Here is a 17,679-nt window from a genome sequence, read left to right as displayed (position 1 = left end):
TTATTTCATCAAATCTTCATATATAATTCATAATTGTGCTTTTGTGTGTATTTTATATAGATAGTTTATATATCTAGTCTATTTTCTGCTCTCAATTTTTTTACCTTAGAGTAACTTATAGCCTTTGCTATTTCCATAAATAGGACTGATATCAAGGCTATAAGGAATGATACTGCTAGGTTAGTCATTGAATATTCAGCTGGTATAGCAAATATTCCCCTCACTGGTGGTAACAATACCAGACCCAATAATGATAGACATATAAGTACTGCACCTACTACATATTTGTTTGAGAAGAAACCTATGGCAAATGCACTTCTAAAATCTGACCTACATGCAAATGTCTGTAGGGTCCTAGCAAGCAATAGGGTTGTAAATGCCATGGCTACACCCATATTAGGAGAGTGCTTCATACCTATATACTGGGCTACAATAGCCGCTATACCTACAAATACCCCCCTTGATAGGATAGCCTGAAGTGTTCCGCCACCTAGTAGACCTTCATTTTTTTTCCTAGGAGCCATACTCATGACACCTTCTTCTGGTTTTTCCATACCAAGAGCAATCGCTGGTATAGAGTCATTTACCATATTTATAAATATCAACTGAAGGGCTGTATAAGGATTTGTCCATCCTGCAAACACTGCAAATAAGATAGATATTATGGCACCTAAATTACCTGAAAATAGATATGTTATAGACTTTTTAATATTTGAATATACAGTCCTACCTACTTCAACTGCAGCTATAATACTTGCAAAGTTGTCGTCTACCAATACCATGGAAGCAGCTTCTTTGGCAACTTCTGTTCCAGACCCCATAGCTATACCTATGTCAGCATTTTTAAGGGCTGGAGCATCATTTACTCCATCACCTGTCATAGCAGTGACCTTGTTCTTTTTCTGCCATGCTCCTACGATTCTTATCTTGTTTTCAGGAGAAACTCTGGCATATACACTTATCTTTTCTAGCTGCTTGTCCAATTCTTCATCAGTCAGATTGTCAAGTTCTAGTCCTGTATATGATATATCACCTTCATTAAATAGGCCTATGTTTTTACCTATAGCTACTGCTGTGGTCTTGTGGTCTCCAGTGATCATTATAGGCTTGATACCTGCTGACTTTGCCTTTGCTACTGCTTCTATAACTTCATTTCTAGGCGGGTCAATCATGGCAACTAGACCTATAAAGATAAAGTTATCCTCGTCTTCGATTCCAATTTTCTTGCCCTCGTCCATTTGTCTATATCCAAAGGCCAATACCCTAAGAGCCTTATTTGAATATTTTTCATTCTGGTCTCTTACTTCATTTTTTATGTCCTCAGTCATTTCAATGACTTGACTTCCAACCAATACCTTGCTAGACCTAGATATAATAATATCTGGAGCTCCCTTGGTTATCATGATACCCTTAGAATTGATCTTGTGGTAGGTACTCATCAGCTTTCTATCTGAATCGAAAGGCAGCTCCTGGAGTCTTGGGTAAATATCCCTTACCCTGTCACTTATATAGCCCTTCTTGTCAGCAAGTACTGTAAGTGCAACCTCTGTAGGGTCTCCTATCTCCTTGCCATCTTCCTTTATAACTGAGTCATTACAGAGGGCAGCAGCTATATTTAACATATCTTCTGAATTGAAGTTTTCCAAATCTACTGAATCTTTTTTAGGTTCTTCTACAACCTCTATTGATTCTGCATCCTTTGAATACTTGTAGTACTCTACTGCTGTCATCTTGTTCATTGTAAGAGTACCTGTCTTATCTGTACATATTATAGATGTTGATCCAAGAGTTTCAACAGCGGGTAACTTTCTTATTATAGAATTCTTCTTTGACATAGTCTTAGTACCGATTGAAAGGACTATTGTAACTATAGAAGAAAGGGCTTCTGGTATAGCTGCTACAGCTATTGCAACTGCAAACATAAATGAGTTAAGTATTACTGTCTTCATCTCAACTCCAGTAGGATGTGTGTATGCTCTAAATACCTGAATACCAAATATAAGTATGCATATAAGGACTATTGCAACACCAAGCTTCTTAGAAAATACCTCTATATTTGACTGCAGTGGTGTCTGCTTAGCATCTGTATTTTCTAGTAGGTCTGCTATTTTACCTATTTCTGTATCCATACCAGTCCTTGTACAGACGTATGTTGCCCTACCATTTACTACCATTGATGTTGAGTAGACCATATTTACCCTATCACCAACTGATGACTCTTCAATCAATCTCCCTGTGCTCTTTTGTGCTGGTTCGGACTCACCTGTCAGCATACCCTCAACAATCTTCAAAGACTCTGCCTCTATTAGCCTACCATCTGCTGGCACATAGTCTCCAGCTTCTAATAGAACTATATCTCCAGGCACTACTTCTGTAGAATATACTGTGTGTTTTTGTCCATCCCTAATAACCTTGGCAGATGGAACTGACATCTGCTTTAAACTGTTTATTGATGACTCCGCCTTTTTTGTCTGGACTGTACCTAGTACAGCATTTAAAATCAAGACGACAAATATGATCAAAGACTCCATCACAGATCCTGTTACTATCTGAAGTATTGCAGCCCCAATCAATATGATAACCATAGGATCTTTAAAGGACTCCAAAAATATCTTCCAAGTAGGGTCACTTTCTTTTTCCCTAAGTTCATTTTTACCAAAGTCATTTAACCTCTTTTGAGCCTCTACCTCACTCAAACCATTTTTTGATGAATCTAGCTTTGCTATTGCATCATCAGCTTCAAGCAGGTAGTACTTTTCCTTTGTATTTCTCTCCATAAGATACCTCCAATATATAATTTATTGTAAAAAAAAACCTCAATAACAAAACTTTCAAAATAAGTACAATCTGCCCTTATTCTGAAGGTCTTGCTATCAAGGTAAACTTGTCTGTTAACCGAGTATAAAATACTGGCCTGACGACTAACAGATGTAGACCACCGGTATACTCAACCAGAGGCAACAGTGCTACTCCCCTTCTAATAGGATTATAACTGAATGGCTACTATATGTCAACCTATAAAGAAAAAATCCGTAGACCCCAGCTAAAATGCTAGGAATCTACAGATATAAATTTTATTAAATTACATATTTTTATCTGAGTTTATTATGCACTCTTGTTTATATGCTTGCTGTATAGCTTGTCTACAAATACTGCTATAGCGTTGTCACCTGATACGTTAGCTGCTGTACCGAAAGAGTCCTGAGTTAAGTATAGAGTGATCATTAGCTGCTGCATTACCTGTGATGTAATACCAACCATTGGCAAGAATGGAAGAGCTGACATTATAGCACCACCTGGAGCACCTGGAGCTGCAACCATTGCAACACCTAGCATAGCTATAAATCCAAATACAGTTGCAAAGCTAAATGGAAGACCGTTCATAAGTAAAACGGCTACAGAACAAGATGTTATAGTTATCATTGATCCTGCAAGATGTATTGTAGCGCATAGTGGTACAACGAAGTTTCTGATATCTTCTGATACACCATTTTTCTTAGCACATTCTATATTTACTGGTATAGTAGCTGCTGAAGACTGAGTACCTATAGCTGTTACATAACCATTCACCTGGTTTCTTATTAATCTTAATGGGTTCTTGCCTGCATATGTACCAGATACTATAAACATAGCACTTACATATAATAAGTGAAGGATAATTACTGTTACGAATACCTTCCAGAATATTGAAAGTACACTTGCTACAGATCCTGTATAAGCCATGTTTGCAAAGTTACCACATATGAACATTGGAAGTAATGGTATTATAACCTTGCTTAACACTCTAGATATAATTGCTTCAAAGTCATCGAATACTTCATATAATACCTTACCTCTACCCTTTGACTTTAACCAAGAGATACTTAGACCCATTATAAATGCAAATACAACTGCACTAGTTACATCTAACATAGGCTTTAAATTAATCTTAAAATAAGTCTCAAGTGCTGGCACCGTACCCTTTACCTTTTCGATTAAGTCTGGTGTTATAAATGTTGGGAAAAAGTTACTTGCTACAAAAAATGCTATTGTTCCTGCCACAAGTGTTGAACAGTATGCAGTTATGGCTGTTATACCCAATAATTTACCTGCACCATCTGATAATTCCGCAATACCCTTTACCACAAAACCTATAATCATTAGTGGTATTATGAAACTTAAAAATTCACCGAACAAGCTAGCACAAGTAATCAATACTCTTAGTAGACCTGCTGGTATGAACTTAAAACTACCCAATGCAATACCTATTGCGATTGCAATGATAAGCTTAGAAACTAAACCTAATTTAAATTTCTTGTCTTTCATTTTCTTCCTCCTATAATATTTTTATTTTCCCGTATTGCAAATCCCCCGCAACACAAATAATATATTAACACATTAAGAAAACATTATCAACATATAAATAACTTATTTTTAATTAGGTAAAACTTTCAAAACTGTGAATTTTCAGTTTATTGAATGGTTTTCTAAACTCACAATAATCTAAAACACCTTATTAATAAATATTATAATTATTTTGCTGTAAGTTTACTTAAGATAAGTATGCTCAATTTATTTTTTTATAAAAATAAAAAGGCTTAGTAGAATTTTATAATTCATTACTAAGCCCTTTATAAGTATTGTCTTATCTATATACTAATGACTCTTTTTTATTTTTTTAACAGGGAAATCAATCTGAGCTAGTAAAATTGCCACTACCAATATAAAACATCCTGAAAATTCTCTACTAGTCAAACTCTCACCCAATAGTACAATTCCTGCAAGTAAAGATACAACTGATTCAGAACTCATAAGAAGTGATGCTATTGTGGGCTGTAAATTTTTTTGAGCAACTATCTGTAAAGTAAATCCAATACCACTTGACATCAAACCTGTATATAAGATAGCTGTAGATGCAAGCATAACTGATTCCATTGTTACTGTCTCAAGAACGAGCATAGCAACAAGAGATAATATGCCCGCAGTTATAAATTCGACTAAAGATAACTTGATTGAGTCCACACCTGGTGCAAATATATCTATTACTACTATCTGTAGAGAATAAAAAATAGCGGACACAAATACAAAGAAATCCCCCCTGCTGATAGTAAAACCACTCTTGATAGACAATAGATATAGGCCTACAGCAGCTAGTGCAACACATACAATAATCTTAGGAGATACCTTTCTTCCATAGAAGACACCTAAAAGTGGAACTATAACTATATACATTGTAGTTATAAAACCTGCCTTTGAAGCAGTTGTACTCACCATACCTACCTGCTGTGAACTCATAGCCAAAAATAGTACCACACCAGCGAGTATACCCCCCTTAAATATAGCCTTGTCTTTAAATCCACCAACTTTTATATTCTTTCTCTTAAATCTCATATCCGATATATAAGATACCAACATCAAGAATATAACACACACAAGGCATCTGAAAAAATTAAATGCGTAGGGACCTATATGTTCCATACCAGTCCTCTGGAATATAAATGCAACACCCCAAACAAGTGCTGTTACTCCTAACATAAGACCACTGATTGCTTCTTTTCTCTTTTGTGCTTCCATACAAATCTCCTCTCTCTTTGTTTTTAAACTTTCGCCAAAATAAATAATACCTTAAAATTAAACAATAAAAAGGGCACTGCACTCAAGCAATAACCCTTTATAATCATATTAACATATTCTTTTCACAGCTATATATTATCATATAGTCTGTGGTTTGACAACACCTAAAAAATAAATAATTCTATTAATCGTAATTATTTAGCTACGATGTTGACAAGCTTACCAGGCACTGCAATTACTTTTACAACATTCTTGCCTTCAATAGCTTCAACAATCTTTTCATCCTTTAGGGCTATTTCTTGCATCTCCTCTCTACTTGTCTTGGCATCTATCATTATCTTTGACTTTAGCTTGCCATTTATCTGAACTACAACCTCTATCTCATCAGACTTTATAGCTTCAGCATCGTACTGAGGCCATCTTATATCGAATATGCTACCCAGCTTGCCTATCATTGACCATAACTCTTCACCTAGGTGAGGGGCAAATGGTGCTAGTATAACTACTACAGCTTCAATAGCTTCCTTGATAACAGCATCGTTTCTAGTGTCTAATTCCTTGTACTTGTATAGGTCGTTTATAAGTTCCATCAAGGCTGCTATAGCAGTATTAAATCCAAACTTGTCGCTTAGGTCCTCTGATACCTTCTTAAGTGTACTGTTAGTCTTGGCCCTCATAGCCTTGTCTTCCTTAGTCAGTTCACCGAATTCATGGTTGACCTTAGCAATATCTGCTAGTTCATCAACAACTCTGAATACCCTATTTAGGAACTTGAAGCATCCTTCAACTCCCTGTTCTGACCACTCAAGGTCTCTTTCTGGTGGCGCTGCAAATAAGATAAATAATCTAGCAGTGTCGGCACCGTATTTTTCAACCATCTCAACTGGAGATACTATATTCCCCTTAGACTTAGACATCTTTGAGCCATCCATAAGTACCATACCCTGAGTAAGTAGGTTCTTGAATGGTTCAACATGCTTTGTCATTCCCATCTTATTAAAGGCCTTTGTAAACCATCTTGCATACAATAAGTGAAGTATAGCGTGCTCTACACCACCTATATATTGGTCAACTGGCAGCCACTTGTCAATAACTTCTGAGTCAAATATATCTTCTGTGTTCTGGTTGTCTGCATATCTCATATAGTACCAAGATGAGTCTACAAATGTATCCATTGTATCTACTTCTCTTTTAGCCTTCTTGCCACACTTAGGACAAACGCAGTCGTTGAATGTTTCAGAAGTTGTAAGTGGAGATTCTCCCTTTCCAGTAAATTCTACATCTGTTGGAAGTAAAACTGGTAGGTCCTTTTCTGGGACTGGCACTATACCACAATCATCACAGTATACTACAGGTATTGGGCATCCCCAGTATCTCTGTCTAGATATCAACCAATCTCTTAGTCTATAGTTAGTTGTAGACTTACCAAGACCGTCCTTTTCTAGCTTTTCTATAATTGCCTTGAAGGCTTCATCCTTGTCCATTCCTGTAAATTCACCAGAATTTATCATCTTTCCATCTTCATCTATTACAGGCACGATTTCCATATCAAAAGTCTTAGCGAAATCTTCATCTCTATCGTCATGAGCTGGTACACCCATTACAGCACCAGTACCGTAGTCAGCTAGGACATAGTTGGCTATCCATATAGGCATTTCCTTGTTTGTTATAGGGTTGATTACATACCTACCTATAAACCTACCGTCCTTCTTTAGGTCCGCCGCTTCTCTTTCTATCTGTGTCATAGTGTGCATCTTTGTAAGGAATTCGTCCAAGTCCTTTTCGTATTCAGTACCAGCAACAAGGTCTCTTGCAAGCTGGGCCTCAGGAGCTACAACCATAAATGTTGTACCGAATATTGTATCTGGTCTAGTAGTGTAGACTGTGATAGTCTTGTCCATGTCCTTAACCTTAAAGTCAACATGGGCACCGTGACTCTTACCGATCCAGTTCTTCTGCATCAATCTTACCTTTTCTGGCCATCCGTCTAGTGTATCAAGGTCAGCTAGTAGCTCTTCTGAGAATTCAGTGGTCTTAAAGTACCACTGCTCTAGCTCCTTCTTTTCAACTAGTGTATCACATCTTTCACAGTGACCATCTACTACCTGTTCATTGGCTAGTACTGTCTCACATGATGGACACCAGTTTACAAACGACTTCTTCTTGTAGGCTAGGTCATTTTCTAAGAACTTTAAGAATATCTTCTGTGTCCACTTGTAGTACTCTGGAGTTGAAGTAGCTACTTCCTTGTCCCAGTCATAGCTTAGGCCTAGCATTGATAGCTGGTCCTTCATCTCCTCTATATTAGCCATTGTCCACTTGTGTGGGTGAACTCCATGCTTGATCGCTGCATTTTCAGCTGGTAGACCAAATGAGTCCCATCCCATTGGATGTAGGACATTGTAGCCTTCCATCTTCTTAAACCTAGCTACCACGTCACCTATTGAGTAGTTTCTAACATGCCCCATATGGATCTTACCTGATGGGTAAGGGAACATTTCTAGACAATAGTACTTAGGCTTTGAATCATCCCTTGTATCCATCTTGTACTGGTTATTGTCTTTCCAGACTTTTTGCCATTTCTTTTCGATTTTTGAAAAATCATAAACGCTCATAAAATTACCTCCTAATAATTGCTCTTTGACCTCTTAGGCCTTATATTTATTATCGTTTGAAATTCTTAGTTTAGGAGCGGTTGTAAATAGCTTAAAAATTTACAATCTCTTTGAGTATATTCCATATACCAGCCTGTAGATGCTAGCTGGCATTTTCATAATCATATTAGCCAATATCCTATCCTTCTTATTTACGGATGGATGGTCTAAGCCCTTGCTATACTTCTTAATAGTATCCTTGTAGATATTTTCAATATAATCGTCTTTTACACCTGCCTTGATCATCCTAGAATAATGGCTGACTGTCACCTGGCACATGACCCTTGCCATCTCTTTTTGAACATCTGCATCACCCTTATAGAGGGCAGCTATCATCTCTAGGGCCTCTAACTGCGTAAACAACTTCTTAGAGTATTTGCCACTTGTAATACCATTTACATTATCAAAATAATAATACAGGTCTTGGTCATAAAATGCAACCTTACCGGCCTTTTTCATCAAGACACTGCAAAAATAGAGGTCCTCACACATATGTAGCTTCTTTTCAAAGCCTACCTTCAAGCCACTTGAATCCTTTACAAGGCTGGTCTTGAATATCTTGTTCCATGTGTAGCCTGAATACTTAGCGTCTTTTAGCATGGCTATAAGGGCTTCCTTGTCGCTCTTTATACTTGTCTTGGCTAATAGGTCACATGGCTTGTTGTCTACTATCTCAGACTTGTCCTTGAATACCTTATAAGTAGAAACACCTATATCAAGTCCTGATTCAACCACCTTTTCATGATGAACCCTGACCATATCACAATGGAGTATATCGTCTGAATCTGCAAAACACAAATACTGGCCCGTAGCCTTTTTTAGACCTGTATTTCTAGCCACTGATACACCTGAATTTTCCTGCAATATGTAGATAAACCTACTGTCGCTTGATGCATACCTCCTAGCTATACCAGCAGACCCATCCTTGGAACCATCATCTACCATTATAACCTCTATATTCTTGTATGTCTGGTTTTTGATTGATTCTAGGCAGTCTTTTAAATATTTTTCTGCATTATAGATAGGCACTATTATGGATACTAGTGGCCCATATTCATTTGTATATTTTTTAATATCCTTAGTCATGTCCACTCCTATTATAATCCTTTAAGCTAGTTCGTCTCTTTCTACGTATGGTGCATCCTTCCATAGCTTTTCTAGGTTGTAGAAACCTCTGTTTTCTTCGTCAAATATATGTACCATGATATCGCCGTAGTCAAGTAGGACCCAAGACTGGCTTGTAATCCCTTCCTTACCCCTTGGCTCTATATCAATCTTTGTCATTTCATCCTCTACGCTATCTGCTATAGCCTTTACCTGCCTTGAAGAAGATCCTGTTGCAATTACAAAATAATCACATAGGCTTGATACCTTACCGATGTTTAAGATAACTATATCCTGACCTATCTTGTCATCTATTGCATCATAAATCTTTGCTAATATACTTTCAACTGTTTCCATAAATCCCCTTTCTTTTTTAAAGGTCATAGCCTATACAGACTATAACCTCCTATACTCTCTTATTATTAAACTGCTAATCTACCAATTATACTATTTTGTAGATATATTGTCCATTATTTTTTTTAATTTTTCTTTTTCCTTTACCAAACTAAGGTAGTAGTTTCTAGCCTCTACTGTCCTAAGATGCATAGGTGCCTTCTTTTTTAGGACTACTCCTATTGTATTGTCCATAGACCTTAGTACAGCTTCATCAACTTTGCCTGAATAAGCCAGTTCTCTAAGTTCATCAACCATCGGATAATTTCTTCCAACCTCTATCAAATCTGCAAGGTAGACAGATTTTTCAAGATCTGTCATGCCTGGTCTTCCGGTGGTATGGTACCTAATTGCACTAAGTATCTCCTCATCCTCTATGCCAAACTCATGTCTAGCTATATATGAACCAACAACACTATGGGATAGGGCTGTTGATTTTTGTTCCATATCATCTAAAACTATCGAATACTTTGCGCAATATTTAGGAACGTCTTCGTACTTTACATACTTAGCTGTATCATGCAGGATACCTGCTATCTCAGCTTTTTTCTCATCACACCCCAAGATTTTAGCCAGTCTAACCGCAGACTTGGACACGTTTATAGAATGGATCTTTCTCTTTTCTGGTAGATATTCATCTAATTTATCTATCATATTTGCTATATCCATCTAGTCTATTGCACCTCCGTATATTCCTCTATCATAAATGTATTCTTCAACCCTAGTAGGCATCAGGTACTTGATTGTATGGTTACTCTTTAACCTAGACCTGATGTAGGTTGAAGAAATCTCAAGGGCGGGCACATATAACATATCTATACTGGCTCCATATTCCCTTCTATATCTTCCTATGTTTTCCTGTGTTTCTAAAAGATTAATCCCAGGTCTTGCAGCAGCTATAAACTTGGCAAGAGCGAAGTTTTCTCTAAAATCCTTCCAAGTCTCTATCTGGTTTATAGTGTCAGACCCTGTAATAAAATATAAGTCTTCAAAATCATATATAGACCTCAAATACTTGAGAGTATCCACCGTATATGACATATGGCCCTGTCTCATCTCATAGTCCAAAACGAAAAAATCATCATTCTTCCTAGTTGCAAGTACTACCATATCAAACCTGTGCTTCTTGTCGACTATATGATTCTTATGTGGTGGATTACCTGTAGGAATAAATATAATCTTATCCAAACAATACTTGTCCCTTATAAATTCAGCTATAACCAAGTGGGCATTGTGAATGGGATTGAACGTTCCCCCCATTATACCTACCTTGTAGCCTCCCTTGGAGGACAAAAAATCTTTAATTTTACTTTCGTTTTTATCTATCGCATATTCCAATAGTTCATCTAATTCTTTCATCGTCTTTTCCCTTCAACCATGATAATTATATTTTATCACAGCGAGGATTATAAGTCCAATCTAATAATTGTTTCTATCATTTAAGTAGAGTCTTATTATATTTATCACACCTACTAACAAACTTAAAATAACCAATACTAAATTCTTCATTCTAAAAAATCATCCTCTTCATCTAATACTCTCCTAAGAGCAGAATTAATCGTATTATAATCAAATCCCTTATAGGCCAGATGTTGATATATTTTTGATCTTTTTTTCCTAGGCTCTTCATTCTTCAACTTTGACATCCTCTTTTTAGCTAGGATAATTGCATTTTCTAGCTCTACGTCCCTATCTACATTAGATATTGCCCTGTCTATATCAGAGCTTGATATACCCTTTGAGTAGAGGTTTTGTTTAATCCTATTCTTACCCAATTTCTTGAAATTCAGATCATTGTTGACAATCCTGTCAGCATACCTCTCATCATCTATAAAGGAATATTTTTTCATAAATTCAACTACTTTATCTATGATTTCAGGTGCAAACTCTCCAGCTAGTTTTTCCCTTAGTCTTTTTTCGGATTTTTCTGCCTTGGAAATAGAATTGAGGGCCTTGTTTTTAGCCTTCTCAAAATCATCGTTTTTGATGACCTCTGTTAGGTCCTCTATATTTATATCCTGCCCCTTTTCAAGCTTAAACTTATAGATTAACTCAGCATACAAAGACATAAAGTACTGCCCATCAAGATATAAGTTAACCCTATCCTTATTCTTCTTTTGAAATTCAATAGCTGTTATCTTAGCCAAGTAAATCGCCTCCAATAAAATATAGTGGGTAAGCCGACCTGAGTCAAGCCTGCCCACTATATTTCATTTTAACTCATTGTTATAGTTTTTTCTAGTAACAAATAGTTTCGTTGTATAATTTAGTATTGAGGGTTATATATTACTCTTACTCTTAGGCAAATATCTCATTTTTCAAGCTAATATTCATCATAAAAGTCATCCTCTACCATAGTCAACCTAGGTGATAGGGCCATATCCCACATCTCGTGGTCAGTGTGTAGGAGTTTGTGGGCAAGTTTGGAGTTTGGTACTCCAAGATAGTCATCATAGACCTTTATTATGGACGGATTTTCATGTGAATACCTAAGAGCCATCTTCTTATCTATGTCATATAGCTTTTTGGCTCTTTTTTCAGCAAGTTCCTGACCATCCTTTATAGGTTGGCCACCACCACCCGAACATCCTCCTGGACAGGCCATTATCTCTACAAAATCATAGGATACTTCCTTTCTAAGCAGCGCCTCTATAAGCCTTCTAGCGTTCTTTAAACCACTTGCCACAGCCACTCTTACAGTATTACCTTCTATATCAAAGGTAGACTCTCTCCAGCCCTTTTGGCCCCTTACAGACTTGAAAGCATCCGGTTCTGGATCCTTGCCTGTCACAAAGTAGTAGGCGGATCTTAGGGCAGCTTCCATCACTCCACCAGTAGCACCAAATATAGCTCCTGCTCCACTTCCTATACCAAGGGGCATATCAAAGGCTTCTTCTTCTAGCATATCAAATTTAATATTTTCTGACCTTATCATCTTTTCAAGCCCCCTTGTGGTTATGACTACATCTACATCCTTAGGTGCCTCTGAGTCGTTTATACTAGGTATATCAGCTTCGTGCTTTTTGGCAGTACAAGGCATTATAGATACGCAAAATATTTTTTTTGGATTAATATTTAATAGTTTTGCATAATAAGTCTTGGCTATTGTACCGAACATCTGCTGTGGAGATTTAGCTGTAGACAAGTACTTAACTAGGTCAGGGTACTGAGACTTTATAAACCTAACCCAACCCGGACAACATGAAGTAAACATAGGAAATTCCATAGGTCCAGCTGTAAACTTATTTAAAAACTCTGTAGCTTCTTCCATTATAGTGAGGTCAGCTGAAAAATTAGTATCGAATACATAGTCAAAGCCAATCTTCTTAAGGGCTGCCACCATCAGATTTGTGCTGGCATCTTTTTCGTCTATATTAAGTCTTTCTGCCCAGGCTGTCCTAACCGCTGGAGCAACCTGAACTACTGTTACTATACTAGGGTCTTCCATAGCCCTATAGACCTTGTCTATATCATTTCTAACGGTAAGTGCCCCCACTGGACAATGGGTTATACACTGGCCACACAATGAGCAATCCGTCTGTTCTATAGTCCTATTCCACGAAACATCTACACTTGTCCTGTAGCCCGAATTTACTACATCCCATATACCCAAACTCTGGACCTTGTTGCAGACCTGGATACACCTCATACACTTTATACATTTCTCAAAAGACTTTTGAAGTGGGAAGTCCTTGTTCCATGCCTTTTTTTCATACTTTACTTCAAAAGGCATATTGAAAATACTCATACTGTTGGCCATATCTTGCAAAGAGCAATTTCCACTTCTTACGCAAGTAGCACACTTAAAATCATGGTTTGCTAGGATAAACTCTATATTTGTCCTTCTTGCCTTCCTAACCCTAGGGCTGTTGGTCCTGATGACCATGCCATCTTCCACCTTGTTGTTACAAGATGTTATCAGCTTGTTGGTGCCTTCTAGCTCCACTATACATATTCTGCAGGCACCTATTTCGTTAAGGTCTTTTAAAAAGCATAGCCTAGGTATATCAACTCCAGCAAACTTGGCTGCATCCATAATAGATGTGCCTTCTTTTACTTCTACTTCAACATTATCTATTATTAAATTTACCATTTTAAAGTCCTACCCCCTCTAAAGTTACCCCAACCAAAATGGTCGCACCTAAGGCATCTTGAAACCTCTTGCTCTGTCTCTTCCCTAGTAAGCCCCAACTCAATTTCTTCAAAATTATTCTTTCTTATTTCAATAGGGACTTCCCTCATGTTTGACCTTGCACAGGCTTTTTTGTCCTTGAAATCCACTTTTGGTATCTCTACATCAACACTAATCATGTGGTTAAATCCTAAGTATTCATCTATATTTGCAGCAGCTACCTTGCCAGCTCCTATAGCCTTTATAACTGTAGCCGGTCCTGTAACACAGTCACCACCAGCAAATACACCCGGTATATTTTTTACTTCACTTGAATTAAGAGCCTCAATTATTCCCTTTTTAACAGGCATACCGAACTCCTTAAAGTAGTTGGATCCTATATTTTGTCCTATTGCCACTATTATCTGGTCACACTCTATCCTCTCCTCTTTCTTAGAAGAATTAATCGGCTTGGCACGACCGTTTGTTATTGTAGATATCATCTGTGGTTGAACCCATATAGCTTTTGTATTGTTGTCCTTGTCAGCCTCTATCCTTATTGGAGCCATAAGAGTTACCAACTGGCATCCTTCTGCTATAGCACCCTCTACCTCTTCTGGTAGGCAAGTCATGTCCTCTTGTCTCCTCCTGTATACTATAGACACCTTGTCTGCCTTACACCTTATAGCAGTTCTTGCAACGTCCATTGCAACATTACCACCACCTATTACAACAACTTTCTTACCTGTAAAGTCTGGATACTTTTCATCGCCTATATTTTTTAACATCTCTACTGCTGATGTGACACCCTTAGAATTTTCACCATCTAGGCCAAGTTTCTTATCGTCATGGGCACCTATGGCTATATAGACTGCATCAAATTTTTTGGATAGGTCCTCAACACTAAAATCCTTGCCTATTTCTACATTTGTATGGACCTCTATACCAGTTGCTAGTATGGCATCTATATCTTCCTGTAGTCTCTTTCTAGGTAGCCTATAGTTAGGTATACCATATCTTAACATACCACCCAACTTGTCCTTAGCCTCGTATACGCTCACCTTGTGGCCCATCAAGGACAAGTAATAGGCAGCCGATAGACCACTTGGTCCACCGCCGACTACAGCGACCTTTTTATTTGTTGATTTTGCTGGTTTTGGAGGTGGCACCTCTTTAGCATGGTCAGCAGCATATAACTTGATACCCCTGATATTCATAGGAGCATCTACCATAGTCCTCCTGCACCTCGCCTCACATGGGTGTTCGCATACTAGGGCACAGGCAGTAGTGAATGGATTGTCCTTTCTTACCAGCCTGACAGCATCCTTGTACCTGCCCTCTCCTACCAAGGCCATATAGCCTGGTATGTCAACACCTGCTGGGCATAGGGCAACGCATGGTACAGATATATTCCTGTCCATAGAACAATTGCCAGTCCTTATATGTGATAGGTAGTCATCCCTAAATCCCATCACTCCCTTTAGAACCATTTCAGCAGCCTCTGTTCCTATAGCGCAGTCAGCTGTTTCCATTATCACCCTTGAAGTTTCTTCAATCAGGTCTATAGTTGATTCGTCTGCTTCTGATGATAAAACCTTTTCCATCAACTCCTTTAATTTGCCTAAGCCTATCCTGCATGGTACACATTTTCCGCAGGTCTGAGCATGACATAGGCTCAAAAAAGAAAGTGATATATCTATCGGACATATACCTGGAGGGCTAGACATAATCCTCCTCTCCATATCCTTATACAGACCTTCTACAACTACCTGGGCAGTATTAGGTGTATTAATGTATAATCTACTCATATTTCCCCACTCCCTTCATAATACAAACATATTTCTCAATAGAACATTGACCCTAAAAATATCCAAGACAGACCTATTGCTTTTTTCTATTATTTTTTAATGTCATATTTTTATTTGCTATATTAATAACAAGTGCCTTAAAATAAAAAACACCCCCTGCAGGAGTTTTTGACAAAATTTTCTGATAATTAATTATACCATTTTTATCTTATAATTAAAAGGTTTTTAATAAAAAAACAAGTAATAAACTTTTATATTTTTAGTAAATACAGTCTATTACTTGTTATATTAAAATCAATCTTAATCTTTGTAAGATAAGTCTTGCCTTATGCCATCATGAGCTATCACAGTGTTCTTAAATACACTTGTAGCATTTGCCATGTAGTCCTTAGGCTCCTCTAGAGATGGAGAAAAATGTGTAATCAATAGCTTGTCTACCTTACCACTCTTGGCAAGGCCAGCAGCCTCCCTAAAGGTCATATGCTTATTCTTAACAGCCTTGGCTATATCCATATCATCTCCATAGGTACCCTCACATATAAATAAGTCGCTTCCATATATAAAATCAGGTATAGACTCTACAGGTCTTGTATCAGTTACATAAGACAGCTTTATTCCCCTTCTCTCACGACCTAAAACCATGTCAGGGACATATGACCTGTCATCAATATAATAGGTCCTGCCTGACTGTAGACCCTTCCAAAGTTTCTTAGGTACATCATTTGATTTTGCCTTTTCTATATCGAATAACCTATTTCTTCTAAAGTAGAGACTATAGGCCAGGCACTCAGTAGAATGGCTAACTTCCAAAGTTGATATCTCTATTTCTTTAAATACATCATCAATTAGGGAAAAGCTCCCAGCTGGATTTTCTATTACCCTCAAACTAAATGGTAGACCCTCCCATAGGACCATCATAGCCCTTATTGCATTTTTTATTCCCCTAGGACCAACTATAGTAAGTGGGTTTCTCTTTTCTGAATTGCCCATTGTAGCCAAAAGACCCAACATTCCATTTATATGGTCTCCATGAAGGTGGGTAATCAACAAAAGATCTACATCCTTAAAACCACACCCATACCTTTTCATGGCTATCTGTGTACCCTCACCGCAATCTATCAATATCTTCTTTCCCTTATAATTGATAAAGAGGCAGGAGCAAAATCTATTATATGATGGTACATTACCACCTGTTCCCAACATCAATAAATTTACCAAACCTACACCTCCTTTTTCTTAACAAAATTTATTATTTATTCTTGCTAACTTGTCGCCTAGGATTGACCCCAAGATGGCCATTATATAGCCCCCAAACAAGCTAAGCAATAGATAGACCATTCCCTTTGCCATAGACTCTTGACTAAACAATACAAGGTCTTTTGTAAGGCTGGAAAAACTTGTAAATGCTCCCAAAAAACCAGTAGTAAGACCTATGTAACAAGGTGAAGACCTATCTATTTTTTTCTTTTTTATAGCATAGTAGTTTATCGTGGAAAGCAAAAAAGCCCCAACTAAGTTGACTGTTAAAATGGAATAATCCCCTGTACCAAATAGAGATTTTTCAAATATGCCAACTAGGTACCTCATCAGTCCTCCAAGAAAACCTCCAAAAAATATATATAATGACTTGTTCATATTTTTCTCCCTTATAATGCTAGTCCTATAGGTCAGCTACAGTAGCCACTATTAAGAACAAGAGAGCCCCCAAGAATATACTCGAAAGTACATATATAATGGACCATAACTTAGAGCCATTATTGGATATATCAAGAGCTTCATAAAACATGGTCGAATATGTAGTAAAACCACCACAAAAGCCTAGCTGTACTAGGTCAACTAGCTTATCATTTTTCATATAGTAATATGAAAGAGCCAACAAAAAAGCCCCGACCGCATTAATTATAAATGTATGTAGTGAAAATTTGGTCTTCCATTTTTTCTTATTCTTGTTCTTAATACACTCTCCTAGCTTGTAACGTGCCAAAGCACCTACACCAGCTCCCAAGCATATAAGAAAGATCTTTAGTAGCATATATAACCTCCAAGTATCTAAAAA

Annotated in this window: 14 protein-coding genes; all 14 read right to left on the bottom strand. The window is 37.4% G+C overall.

The window, feature by feature from the left end:
* Nucleotides 1-65: 65 nt before the first annotated feature.
* Nucleotides 66-2,777 (bottom strand): cation-translocating P-type ATPase, encoded by a 2,712-nt coding sequence (locus tag F823_RS0105440; protein WP_002846114.1) that lies wholly within the window; start codon nucleotides 2,775-2,777, stop codon nucleotides 66-68.
* Nucleotides 2,778-3,105: 328 nt separating this feature from the next.
* Nucleotides 3,106-4,305, bottom strand: coding sequence for a dicarboxylate/amino acid:cation symporter (locus F823_RS0105435; RefSeq protein WP_002846115.1), 1,200 nt, complete (start codon nucleotides 4,303-4,305; stop codon nucleotides 3,106-3,108).
* 330 nt (nucleotides 4,306-4,635) lie between these two features.
* A complete protein-coding gene (locus tag F823_RS0105430) occupies nucleotides 4,636-5,553 on the bottom strand; it encodes a DMT family transporter (protein ID WP_002846116.1) in 918 nt (305 codons plus the stop codon).
* A gap of 194 nt (nucleotides 5,554-5,747) precedes the next feature.
* On the bottom strand, nucleotides 5,748-8,168 hold the full coding sequence (leuS, locus tag F823_RS0105425; protein ID WP_002844582.1) for a leucine--tRNA ligase: 2,421 nt from the start codon (nucleotides 8,166-8,168) through the stop codon (nucleotides 5,748-5,750).
* 99 nt (nucleotides 8,169-8,267) lie between these two features.
* The gene (locus tag F823_RS0105420; protein WP_002846118.1) at nucleotides 8,268-9,293 is read right to left on the bottom strand and encodes a glycosyltransferase; all 1,026 of its coding nucleotides are present in this window, start codon (nucleotides 9,291-9,293) and stop codon (nucleotides 8,268-8,270) included.
* A 21-nt stretch (nucleotides 9,294-9,314) separates the two neighbouring features.
* Nucleotides 9,315-9,668: a ribosome silencing factor gene (gene rsfS / locus F823_RS0105415; protein WP_002844626.1), complete on the bottom strand. Its 354-nt coding sequence runs from the start codon at nucleotides 9,666-9,668 to the stop codon at nucleotides 9,315-9,317.
* A 90-nt stretch (nucleotides 9,669-9,758) separates the two neighbouring features.
* Nucleotides 9,759-10,373: a bis(5'-nucleosyl)-tetraphosphatase (symmetrical) YqeK gene (yqeK, locus tag F823_RS0105410; protein WP_002846122.1), complete on the bottom strand. Its 615-nt coding sequence runs from the start codon at nucleotides 10,371-10,373 to the stop codon at nucleotides 9,759-9,761.
* A complete protein-coding gene (gene nadD, locus F823_RS0105405) occupies nucleotides 10,374-11,063 on the bottom strand; it encodes a nicotinate-nucleotide adenylyltransferase (protein ID WP_002846123.1) in 690 nt (229 codons plus the stop codon).
* 146 nt (nucleotides 11,064-11,209) lie between these two features.
* Entirely contained in the window at nucleotides 11,210-11,851 is a 642-nt protein-coding gene (gene recX, locus F823_RS0105400) for a recombination regulator RecX (protein WP_002844631.1), read from the bottom strand.
* A 176-nt stretch (nucleotides 11,852-12,027) separates the two neighbouring features.
* Nucleotides 12,028-13,797, bottom strand: coding sequence for an NADH-dependent [FeFe] hydrogenase, group A6 (locus tag F823_RS0105395; protein WP_002846126.1), 1,770 nt, complete (start codon nucleotides 13,795-13,797; stop codon nucleotides 12,028-12,030).
* Entirely contained in the window at nucleotides 13,791-15,623 is a 1,833-nt protein-coding gene (locus tag F823_RS0105390) for an NAD(P)-binding protein (protein ID WP_019595464.1), read from the bottom strand. The genes F823_RS0105395 and F823_RS0105390 overlap by 7 nt, the downstream gene beginning before the upstream one ends.
* 300 nt (nucleotides 15,624-15,923) lie before the next feature.
* Nucleotides 15,924-16,841, bottom strand: a complete 918-nt coding sequence (locus F823_RS0105385; protein ID WP_002844588.1) for a ribonuclease Z — start codon at nucleotides 16,839-16,841, stop codon at nucleotides 15,924-15,926.
* Between the two features lie 18 nt (nucleotides 16,842-16,859).
* On the bottom strand, nucleotides 16,860-17,258 hold the full coding sequence (locus F823_RS0105380) for a fluoride efflux transporter FluC (RefSeq protein ID WP_002844591.1): 399 nt from the start codon (nucleotides 17,256-17,258) through the stop codon (nucleotides 16,860-16,862).
* Between the two features lie 25 nt (nucleotides 17,259-17,283).
* Nucleotides 17,284-17,655, bottom strand: coding sequence for a FluC/FEX family fluoride channel (locus tag F823_RS0105375; RefSeq protein ID WP_002846129.1), 372 nt, complete (start codon nucleotides 17,653-17,655; stop codon nucleotides 17,284-17,286).
* Nucleotides 17,656-17,679: the final 24 nt, after the last annotated feature.

This window comes from Peptostreptococcus anaerobius VPI 4330 = DSM 2949, from assembly GCF_000381525.1.
GTDB lineage: Bacteria > Bacillota > Clostridia > Peptostreptococcales > Peptostreptococcaceae > Peptostreptococcus > Peptostreptococcus anaerobius.
The sequence above is the reverse complement of the archived record's forward strand: the minus strand, read 5'-3'. Positions and strand labels throughout refer to the sequence as shown.

Bases quoted from the DNA above. Each gene is read 5' to 3' on its own strand.
- F823_RS0105440 (WP_002846114.1), bottom strand. From the start codon at position 2,777: ATGGAGAGAAATACAAAGGAAAAGTACTACCTGCTTGAAGCTGATGAT.
- F823_RS0105435 (WP_002846115.1), bottom strand. From the start codon at position 4,305: ATGAAAGACAAGAAATTTAAATTAGGTTTAGTTTCTAAGCTTATCATT.
- F823_RS0105430 (WP_002846116.1), bottom strand. From the start codon at position 5,553: ATGGAAGCACAAAAGAGAAAAGAAGCAATCAGTGGTCTTATGTTAGGA.
- leuS (WP_002844582.1), bottom strand. From the start codon at position 8,168: ATGAGCGTTTATGATTTTTCAAAAATCGAAAAGAAATGGCAAAAAGTC.
- F823_RS0105420 (WP_002846118.1), bottom strand. From the start codon at position 9,293: ATGACTAAGGATATTAAAAAATATACAAATGAATATGGGCCACTAGTA.
- rsfS (WP_002844626.1), bottom strand. From the start codon at position 9,668: ATGGAAACAGTTGAAAGTATATTAGCAAAGATTTATGATGCAATAGAT.
- yqeK (WP_002846122.1), bottom strand. From the start codon at position 10,373: ATGGATATAGCAAATATGATAGATAAATTAGATGAATATCTACCAGAA.
- nadD (WP_002846123.1), bottom strand. From the start codon at position 11,063: ATGAAAGAATTAGATGAACTATTGGAATATGCGATAGATAAAAACGAA.
- F823_RS0105395 (WP_002846126.1), bottom strand. From the start codon at position 13,797: ATGGTAAATTTAATAATAGATAATGTTGAAGTAGAAGTAAAAGAAGGC.
- F823_RS0105390 (WP_019595464.1), bottom strand. From the start codon at position 15,623: ATGAGTAGATTATACATTAATACACCTAATACTGCCCAGGTAGTTGTA.
- F823_RS0105380 (WP_002844591.1), bottom strand. From the start codon at position 17,258: ATGAACAAGTCATTATATATATTTTTTGGAGGTTTTCTTGGAGGACTG.
- F823_RS0105375 (WP_002846129.1), bottom strand. From the start codon at position 17,655: ATGCTACTAAAGATCTTTCTTATATGCTTGGGAGCTGGTGTAGGTGCT.